Annotated in this window: 8 protein-coding genes and 1 pseudogene; 2 read left to right on the top strand and 7 right to left on the bottom strand. The window is 57.7% G+C overall.

Going from position 1 to position 9924, the window contains the following annotated elements:
• Positions 1–293 precede the first annotated feature (293 nt).
• Positions 294–1220 (bottom strand): hypothetical protein, encoded by a 927-nt coding sequence (locus AC13EY_RS01365; RefSeq protein WP_482875832.1) that lies wholly within the window; start codon positions 1218–1220, stop codon positions 294–296.
• Between the two features lie 126 nt (positions 1221–1346).
• On the opposite strand from AC13EY_RS01365, the gene AC13EY_RS01360 reads away from it, so the two are divergent.
• Positions 1347–2210, top strand: a complete 864-nt coding sequence (locus AC13EY_RS01360; protein WP_482875834.1) for a competence protein CoiA family protein — start codon at positions 1347–1349, stop codon at positions 2208–2210.
• A gap of 410 nt (positions 2211–2620) precedes the next feature.
• Positions 2621–3655 (top strand): IS481 family transposase, encoded by a 1035-nt coding sequence (locus tag AC13EY_RS01355; RefSeq protein ID WP_065335715.1) that lies wholly within the window; start codon positions 2621–2623, stop codon positions 3653–3655.
• A 123-nt stretch (positions 3656–3778) separates the two neighbouring features.
• On the opposite strand, the gene AC13EY_RS01350 is transcribed toward AC13EY_RS01355, so the two are convergent.
• The 6 genes and pseudogenes from AC13EY_RS01350 to AC13EY_RS01325 form a co-directional block, all read right to left on the bottom strand.
• Positions 3779–4957, bottom strand: a complete 1179-nt coding sequence (locus tag AC13EY_RS01350) for a PilT/PilU family type 4a pilus ATPase (protein WP_228246025.1) — start codon at positions 4955–4957, stop codon at positions 3779–3781.
• Between the two features lie 74 nt (positions 4958–5031).
• Positions 5032–5766, bottom strand: coding sequence for a lysophospholipid acyltransferase family protein (locus AC13EY_RS01345; protein WP_285676989.1), 735 nt, complete (start codon positions 5764–5766; stop codon positions 5032–5034).
• A gap of 3 nt (positions 5767–5769) precedes the next feature.
• Positions 5770–6303, bottom strand: coding sequence for a D-glycero-beta-D-manno-heptose 1,7-bisphosphate 7-phosphatase (gene gmhB, locus AC13EY_RS01340; RefSeq protein WP_285676988.1), 534 nt, complete (start codon positions 6301–6303; stop codon positions 5770–5772).
• Between the two features lie 76 nt (positions 6304–6379).
• Positions 6380–8461, bottom strand: coding sequence for a glycine--tRNA ligase subunit beta (gene glyS / locus AC13EY_RS01335; RefSeq protein WP_482875837.1), 2082 nt, complete (start codon positions 8459–8461; stop codon positions 6380–6382).
• Positions 8461–9408, bottom strand: a complete 948-nt coding sequence (glyQ, locus tag AC13EY_RS01330; RefSeq protein ID WP_104736719.1) for a glycine--tRNA ligase subunit alpha — start codon at positions 9406–9408, stop codon at positions 8461–8463. Before glyQ ends, glyS begins: the two co-directional genes overlap by 1 nt.
• 284 nt (positions 9409–9692) lie before the next feature.
• Positions 9693–9924, bottom strand: a pseudogene (locus AC13EY_RS01325) (transposase); the annotation flags it as partial.

Raw genomic sequence — 9924 nt, 5'->3', positions numbered from 1 at the left:
ACATACCTAGACCTAGAAATGCACATCCTTACCCTGAGGATCGCTTCGCGTCACATACCCGAGGCAGGAGCCGTATGCGGTAGTTCCGCACGTACGGATCTGTGCGGGGGGCGGCAGGTAACTGCCGTCCCTACCGCGACCACTGCGCTCAGCAAGAGCAATATCACATCGGAGAGGCGATGCGTCTTGGTTGTTTCTACTACCGCTTGGAGCTTGCTCAAGTGGATGCGGTTGAGGCGGTGGGGAAAATTGATCTTGAGGGCGCGAAGCGCTTTAAAAGCTGAATGGCACCGTCAGGGGCCGATGTACTTGCCTCTTAGGGTCATGCGATCAAAGCTGTAAACATGGGCATGAGGGCTTTCAATGCATCGCCCGACCAGTGGTAATACGTGGTCTGGCTTGCCCTGCCTTAGCTCAATATTACTGCCGCATAGGGGACAGTCGGCGCTGAATCTGACTAAGCGTGTCCACCGGGAGCGCTCGTGTCGGAACATTTCTATCTCGCAGCTATCTTCGAAAATAGCTGCTACGCCAAGAGGTGCTTTGACGACACACTCATCAATTACTTTGAACCATGGCGCCAACGATTGCTTCCAAATAAAAAGGAAGCCAATTACAGCGATTAATAGGTGAATCAGGCTTCCCATGTTTATCGATTCGTCCTGTAATACGAGGCTCAGAATGACTAGGCTGAGCATCGCAATCCAAGTAAGGCTTGCCAGCATGATTGAGGTTAGAAATGCTGTGCCCACGACGCTACGATTTTTAATCTCCCCTTTCTTGAAGAAAAAACGTGCCGTTATAGATGGCTTAATCGAGCCTGGGACGGATCTCCGGTAAGTGACTTCATCAGACTGTACTCCTCTACCAGACTGGTTCTCGGCTTCTTCTGGTGCGAGCTCAAGCCAATAGAGGCTGACATTGCCTCTTCCCCCTCCCGGAGAGTACCCAAATCTAAGGCGCCTCGCCTCTGAGGTTTGGGTTAGATTCAGTGCTTTTTGCAAGACTGAGATGTTAGGCATCCACTTCTGAGGATCCATCTCCCGCTCGGCGGCGGTACCGCAGCAATGCAGGAGGGTCGCCGCCTCAAAGGTAAGTTTTTCATAGACATCGTCACGCTGAAGGCATGCGTCAACTATGTACGAGATGATCTCGTAGGATCGTCCCCGCGTAGGTTTGGCCTCTAGGTTTGATTTCAGCTGCTGTAGAGCATCGATCATGCATTTCCCTATGCTTTTGATTAATAAGAATATTTAACCACAAAAACCAGAAGATGCGGGTTAGTGGAGGTTTTTTCTATTTGAGATTTTCAGTCTTGGGGCTTCTTAACTCCAGAGGGAATTCTCATGAGCATGACCATAGCTGAAGATTTTAAAGGGCATGTAGTTGCGGTCGGCGAAGTAGTAAGCGGTTTAGGGTGCAACTGCCGATGCCTCGAGTGTGGTGAAACACTCATCGCGCGCAAGGGTCAGCAGAGAATGCATCACTTCTCACACGCATCTTCAAAAAGACCATGTCGAATCAGTCTAGAAAGCTTTGTGCATAAATACGCAAAGCAGCTAGTGAAGGAAAGTCTAGGCCTGCAATTACCACTGATGCCAGGTCACCATTCTGATGCTGCTGATAGCAGTGCTTGGTGGGATTTCGTGTCTGTTGAGCAAGAGGTTTGGATGGGCGACTTCAGGCCTGATCTGGTAGCGGAGCTGCCTGATGGGCCGCTGGTTGTGGAGTTTGCTTGTACGTCTTTTGTTGATGACGAAAAGCAAAAAAAGATTACAGAAAAAGGTCTGCGCGCTATCGAGGTGAACCTCAGCGGGTTAGTTGTAGCTCCGACCATTGAAGGCCTGTTAGAGCTCAAGCGGTTGATATTGCATGATCCGTCTTTGAAGGTCTGGCTTCATCCGCGTGAGGAGTTAGTGGCAGAGGATGCGGGTAACGACGAAGTGATCGAGAGCGACGTGAACTGCACTGCAGTATTGCCTCTTGCAGTGCGCTATACGATTCAGGGCTTGTGGGTAGACGTTCGAGTTCTGCCGTTTGGTGAGGTTGTTGTTCGCTCGGTTTCATATAGTCCGGTGATCGTTGATCTTCTCAGGCAGCTAGCGAGACGCTATGGCGGGAGCTATATCAAGCAATATAGAAATTGGCGATTTGCTAGCTGGACACACGCAGTGCTTCTGAATGAGCTAGAAGCTCTGGCTGGAGGTTAGGCTCTCCCAGCAAGCTCTTTCTTGAGGCTTGGGTCGGCCTTACTAGAGTAGGTATGAACTTATGAAGTTGTATATGCGGAAGTCATAAGGTGGTGTTAATTCGCTTAAATTGACAAGTCGTCAATTCTTCTGATAGATTTTTAGCATTGAGCTTGTAGTCAAGTTGTGTGGTTAGTTAACTTTTCCCGAAACTGGGTCTTTGTAGATTAACTTTGGCCGGTGGTGAAAATAACTTTCCTCGTTCTGTCGTGTATAACTGATCTTTTGGTTGCGTAAAGGACGAGTAACTTTGAACGCCTACATCAGGTGTAGAAGTTTCGATCTGATCTGACACTCGTCTTGAAAAAGACGGGGTTACCGAGTTTGATGGTTGTGCGACCAATCATCTCACTCATAGGGAGTAACCCCGCATGAATGTTTTAAATCAACCGATCGTCAAACACAAGCTGGGCCTGCTGAACCTCGCCGAGGAACTGGGCAACGTATCCCAAGCCTGCAAGATCATGGGTGTTTCACGAGACACCTTCTATCGCTACCAGGAGGCCAAGGCCAGCGGTGGCGTAGAGGCGCTGCTACAGAAGGATCGCAAGCGACCCAACTTCAAGAACCGTGTGGACGAAGTCATTGAGCAGGCCGTGTTGGCGTACGCTGTCGAACAGCCTGCTCATGGGCAGGTTCGCGTCAGCAATGAGCTGCGCAAACGCGGCACCTTTGTCAGTCCGTCTGGCGTACGTTCGATCTGGCTGCGCAACGCGCTGGCCAACTTCAAGCAGCGGCTTCGTGCACTGGAAAAACATGTTGCCGAAACAGGCGCGGTGCTGACGGAAGCGCAAGTCGTCGCCTTGGAGAAGAAGCGGGATGACGACATCGCCTGCGGTGAGATCGAAACGGCTCATCCAGGCTATCTGGGCTCCCAGGACACGTTCTATGTCGGCACCATGAAAGGTGTTGGGCGGATATATCAGCAGACCTTCGTGGATACCTACAGCAAGGTGGCGTTCGCCAAGCTATATAGCACTAAGACGCCGATTACCGCTGCGGATCTGCTGAATGATCAGGTGCTGCCGTTCTTTGCCGCCGAAGAGGTGGAGATGCTCCGAATTCTTACCGACCGAGGAACGGAGTATTGCGGCAAACTGGAGCAACATGATTACCAGCTTTATCTGGCCATGAACGATATTGAACATACCCGCACGAAGGCAGCCTCACCCCAGACCAATGGGATCTGCGAGCGCTTCCATAAGACCATTTTGCAGGAGTTCTATCAGGTTACTTTCCGCAAGAAGATCTATCAGAGCATGGAGGGGCTTCAGGCCGACCTTGACGAATGGCTTGTCCACTACAATCATGAGCGAACCCATCAGGGGAAAATGTGCTGCGGACGGACGCCAATGGACACCTTCGCTGATGGAAAGAAAATCTGGCAGGAAAAATTGATAGGCTGAATTTGACCTGACAGTCGCAGCCAGAAAACCCGGTAACTGTCAGATCAAGTCTGAACTTCTACACATCAGGCGATAAAAAACCCCTTTGATCGTAGGGTCAAAGGGGTTTTTAGTGTCTGGCGATCAACGAAAGTCGTCGGTCAGATCCGAATCGGAAAACTCGTTACCCGGCGTCGCCGGCTTGAATGAAAGCTCCGCTTCTGGCTCTGGTTGCTGTGGCATGCCCAGTGGCGATTCGCTGCGGGTATCGCTGAACTTGGACTTCAGCTTCAGATCCGTTGGCGAATCAGCGTAGCGCAGCGCCATCTCCATGGTGATCTTGCCGTCGGTCAGCAGGTCGTACAGGTGCTGATCAAAGCTTTGCAGGCCGGGCTCCTGGCCGCGGTTCATCGAGTCCTTGATCTCGGACAGTTCGTCGCGGGCAATCAGGTTACGGATGTAGGGCGTGCGCAGCAGTACCTCGACGGCGGCCACACGCTTCTGATGCACCGCAGGCACCAGCCGCTGGGCAATAATGCCGGCCAGATTCATCGAGATATCACTGAGCGTCTGTTTGCGCTCGCCTTCCGGGAACAGGTTGACCATGCGCTCGATGGCCTGGACGCTGTTGGTGGCGTGCAGGGTGGCTACCACCAGGTGACCGGTCTCGCTGTAGTGCAGCGCGTGCTGCATGGTCGCCTTGTCGCGTATCTCGCCGATCATGATGACGTCAGGCGATTCGCGCAGAACATTGCGCAGCGCATGTTCGAAGCTCTGGGTATCCAGCCCGACTTCACGCTGATCGATGATCGATTTCTTGTGCCTGTGCAGAAACTCGATCGGGTCTTCAATGCAGACAATGTGCCCTGCCCGATTGGTATTACGGTAATCCAGCATGGAGGCGAGGGTTGTCGACTTGCCTGAACCGGTGGCGCCGACCACCAGCACCAGGCCGCGATCCTTGAGTGCCAGTCGTTCCAGCTGCTGCGGCAGGCCAAGGTCAGCGAAGGCAGGAATCTTGTTGCTGATATGGCGCACGACCATACCCACTTCACTGCGCTGGTAGAACACGTTGATACGGAAGCGGCCCAGGTTGGGCAGGCCGACCGCCAGGTTCATCTCCTGCTCGCGTTCGAACTCCTCGATCTGCTTTTCGTTCATCACCTGCCAGGCCAGTTCCCTGACGGCACCGGCTGCCAGCGGCTGATTGCCAAAGGCGAAGAAGTCACCCTCACGCTTTAGGGTCACGGGCGCACCAACGCTGAAAAACAGGTCGGAGCCGCCCTTTTCGGCCAGGGCGCGGAGGTAGCGGTTAATATCCATATCAAGACACCGGTCGAGCAGTTGATGAAATCGCGGTACGCCGCGTCAGAACACCCATTATGGACCAGTCGGCCTCAGGCGTCTTTCAGGCCCTGCAACTGCTGGTTGATCCAGCTTTCAGCCTGTTTGTTGGCGGCGACGATGGAGCGCGGATCGGCACCGGCCGGATAGATCGCGGGCCCGATCATCACCTTGACGATACCGGGCTTCTTGGCCCAGCCCTGACGCGGCCAGAATTCGCCGGCATTGTGCGCAACGGGAATAATGGGGGCGTTATTGGCACAGGCCAGCGCAGCGCCACCACGGGAGAATTTGACCGTCTCTCCGGGGGCGATGCGGGTACCTTCCGGGAATACCAGAATCCACATGCCGTCCTTCAGGCGTTCACCGCCAGTGCGTGTCAGCTGCTGCAGCGAGTCGCGCGCCTTGCTGCGGTCAATCGCAATGGGTTTGGCCAGCGCAAAGGCCCAGCCAAAGAAGGGGACATACAGCAGCTCGCGCTTGATCAACTGGGTTTGCGGACGGAATACACGTGGCAGAAAGAAGGTTTCCCAGGTGCTCTGGTGGTTGGCGAGGATCACCCCCGGCTGATCCGGAATGTTCTCCAGACCGGATATCTCGTAGCGGATGCCGACGATGTTCTTCGCCAGCCACACAGCGATAGCGGACCACCACTCGATGATGACCTTGATCCGCCAGCGAACGCTCAGAAACAGCGCGAGTGGGGTGACCAGAATGCACCAGACGGCAGCGCTGGCCGACAGCAACAGGTAGAACAGAACGACGCGAAGGCGCATCAGCAGAGACATGGTTCAAGCTTCCAGGAGGTGGTCGACAACAGCTGCCAGATCATCGAATACCCGCGTACCGGCGGGCAGTGTCTTGTGCTCGGTATTCGCACCCTTGCCGGTACGTACCAGATAGGGCGTACAACCGACGGCGCAGCCGGCCTCGAGGTCACGCAGGCTGTCGCCCACGGTGGGAACGCCATCGAGCGGCTGGCCAAGGTCATCGGCAATCTGCCTGAACAGCCCTGGCAGCGGCTTGCGGCAATCGCAACCGGCATCAGGAGCGTGCGGACAGTAACGTATCAGATCCACCTTGCCGCCCTGCTCTGCTACCAGCTGGCGCAGCCGGTCATGCATGGCCTGCAGCGTGGCCTCGTCATAGTAGCCACGGCCGATACCGGACTGGTTGGTAGCCACTGCGACAGTCCAGCCGGCCTTGCTCAGGCGCGCAATGGCGTCGATGGAGCCGGGCAAGGGAATCCACTCGTCGAGGGATTTGATATAGGCGTCGGAGTCCTGATTGATGACCCCGTCGCGGTCGAGAATGATCAACTTCATAGCGACAAGCTCCAAGCGGCAAGCTACAAGTCAGCACGGGCGGCTTGCCGCTTGCAGCTTGTAGCTTGCAGCGGCGTCAGCCGAGCAGCGAAATATCCGCAACGCCGAGGAACAGACCGCGCAGACGTGCCAGCAGCGCGTAGCGGTTGGCCTTGACGGCGTCGTCCTCGGCGTTGACCAGTACCTGTTCGAAGAAGGCGTCCACCGGCGCGCGCAGGGCGGCCAGTTGCTCCAGCGTCGCGGTGTACTGCCGTTGGGATGCCAGCGGCGCTACCGCCTGCTCTGCAGCGGCGACGGCGTTCGCCAGCGCCTGCTCGGCGGCTTCCTGCAGCAGAGCAGTATTGATCTGCTCACTGACGCTGCCGTCAGCCTTGGACAGGATGTTGGACACTCGCTTGTTGGCGGCAGCCAGGGCCTCGGCCTCGGGCAGTCGGCGGAAGGCCTGAACGGCCTGTACACGCTGATCGAAGTCCAGCGGCGAAGTCGGGCTGACGGCGCGTACCGACTGGTAAACCTCAACGTCGATACCTTCATCCTCGTAGCGGGCGCGCAGGCGGTCGAAGATGAAGTCCTGCACCTGGGCAACCAGCGCCTCGCCGCTCAATCCGGCGGTGGTCGCCTGGGCAAAGCCCAGTTCCTGGTTGGTCTCGACGGCATGTTCCAGCGCACTGGCCAGATCCAGGTCCAGTTGCTTCTCGATCAGGATACGCAGGACGCCGAGGGCGGCACGGCGCAGGGCATACGGGTCCTTGGAGCCGGTCGGCAGCATGCCGATACCGAAGATGCAGACCAGGGTGTCGATCTTGTCTGCCAGCGCCACGGCGGCGCCGGTCAGGGTGCTTGGCAGTTCGGCGCCGGCACCGCGCGGCATGTACTGCTCGTTCAGTGCCAGCGCCACGTCGTCGGCTTCGCCGTCGTGCTTGGCGTAGTAGTAGCCGGCAATACCCTGCAGTTCCGGAAACTCGCCGACCATCTCGGTCGCCAGGTCGCACTTGGACAGCAGGCCCGCACGGGCAGCTCGCCCGGCGTCGCCGCCGATGCGCTCGGCAATAAAGCCGGCCAGCTCGGACACGCGTTTGGCCTTGTCGAATACACTGCCCAGATCGGCCTGGAATACCACGTTCGCCAGACGCTGGTTGCGGGTTTCCAGCGGCTGTTTCTGGTCCTGCTTGAAGAAGAACTCGGCGTCGGTCAGGCGCGGGCGCACCACCTTCTCGTTACCGGCGATGATCTGCGCCGGGTCCTTGCTCTCCAGGTTGGAGACGGTGATAAAGCGCGGCAGCAGCTTGCCGTTGGCATCCAGCAGGCAGAAGTACTTCTGGTTATCCTGCATGGTCGAGATCAGCGCTTCCTGCGGCACCTCAAGGAAGCGTTCCTCGAAGCTGCACACCAGCGGCACCGGCCATTCGACCAGCGCGGTGACTTCGTCCAGCAGGTCCGCCGGCACGATGGCGGTGCCCTGCTGCTCTGCAGCCAGCGTGTCGACGCGGCTCTTGATGATCTCGCGGCGCTCGGCGAAATCGGCGATCACGTGCGCGCTGCGCAGGGTCTCGGCATAAGCCGCCGGACTGGCGATGGTGACCTGATCCGGGTGGTGGAAGCGGTGGCCGCGGGACAGGTTACCGGCACGCTGCGAGAGAATCTCGCAGGGCACGACCTGATCACCCAGCAGCATGACCAGCCACTGGGTCGGGCGGACGAATTCGGTCTTGCGGGCACCCCAGCGCATGCGCTTGGGAATCGGCAGCGCGGCCAGTGCGGCGTCAACGATGCCGGGCAGCAGATCGGTGGCCGGCTGGCCCGGGATGTTCTGTACGAAGCGCAGCTTCGGACCACTCTGGTCGATCTCGGCCAGGCTGACACCGCACTTGCGGGCAAAGCCTTCGGCGGCTTTGGTCGGGTTGCCGTCGGCGTCAAACGCCGCCTGTACGGGCGGGCCATCGAGTTGGGTGGTGCGGTCGGGCTGCTGGGTTGCCAGCGCCTCGACCAGCACGGCCAGGCGGCGCGGCGCGGCGTAGTAGCGGGCCTTGGCGTAGCCCAGACCGGCGTCTTTCAGACCGCCTTCAACCCCGGCCAAGAAGGCTTCGGCCAGCTTCTTCAGGGCCTTGGGAGGCAGCTCTTCGGTGCCCAGTTCAACGAGAAAATCCTGCGCCTGCATTATTCGGCCTCCTTCAGCTTGGCCAGTACTTCATCACGCAATTCGGGGGTGGCCATCGGGAAGCCGAGGCGGGCGCGGGCCAGCAGATAGCTCTGGGCAATCGCGCGGGACAGGGTACGAACACGGAGAATGTAGCGCTGACGCTCGGTCACCGAGATGGCGCGGCGGGCGTCCAGCAGGTTGAAGGTGTGCGATGCCTTGATGACCATTTCGTAGGCCGGCAGCGGCAGCTCCAGTTCCATCAAACGATTGGCTTCACCTTCGTAGAAATCGAACAGCTCGAACAGCTTGTCGACGTTGGCGTGCTCGAAGTTGTAGGTGGACTGCTCCACCTCGTTCTGGTGGAACACGTCGCCGTAGCTGACCTTGCCGAACGGGCCGTCGGAGTAGACCAGGTCGTAGACCGAGTCGACGCCCTGCAGGTACATCGCCAGACGCTCCAGACCGTAGGTGATCTCACCGGTGACCGGATAGCACTCGACGCCACCGACCTGCTGGAAGTAGGTGAACTGGGTCACTTCCATGCCGTTCAGCCAGACTTCCCAGCCCAGACCCCAGGCGCCGAGGGTCGGCGATTCCCAGTTGTCTTCAACGAAGCGGATGTCGTGCACCAGCGGGTCGACGCCGATATGACGCAGCGAGTCCAGGTACAGCTCCTGGATGTTGTCCGGGTTCGGCTTGAGCACCACCTGGAACTGGTAGTAATGCTGCAGGCGGTTCGGGTTTTCACCGTAGCGGCCGTCAGCGGGGCGGCGGCTGGGCTGTACGTAGGCAGCGTTCCAGGTTTCCGGGCCGATGGCGCGCAGGAAGGTGGCTGTATGGAAGGTGCCGGCACCCATTTCCATGTCGTAGGGCTGCAGTACCGCACAACCCCGCTCTGCCCAGTAGCGTTGCAGGGCAAGGATCAGTCCTTGAAAGGTGTGGACGGCTGGATTGGTCTGAGTCACGTGTTTCACCAGGTCGGGCTGTGAAATTGAGAAAGACCGAAGTATACAGGATTGGAGCAGCACGCAGCTAAGACGGCCGTGCAGGGCTGTCAAGGCTCCGGAAGATTGACCTGGATCATTGGTCAGTATTTTGGCTAAGGATGGTCTGAAGTAGTTGTGTATTTCTGGCTGACTTCAGCCCCTGCCGATTTTAAAAGCGGCAAATCGATCAAAAACGCTCAGATGACCCGCTTATTTCTGTGTTTTTAGCCGTCGCCAGCACCTCGCGGCAGCCATTTTCCAGATTACAGGCGCACCTCTCCTGCATCCGCCAGTAAATGTCGGCGCGCCATCCACAGGTTCGACAGAGCGAACAGTGTCACCAGTTGCGCCGTGTTTTGGCCAAGCCGCGAAAGCGCACCTTGGTGTAACCGAACTGGCGCTTGATTACCCGGAACGGATGCTCGACCTTGGCGCGCACCTGAGCCTTGGCCTTTTCAATCTTGCGCTTGGCTTTGTACAGCACGCTGCGCTTAT

This window comes from Halopseudomonas sp. L-58, assembly GCF_056859475.1.
This window is presented reverse-complemented; position numbering and strand designations above follow the sequence as displayed.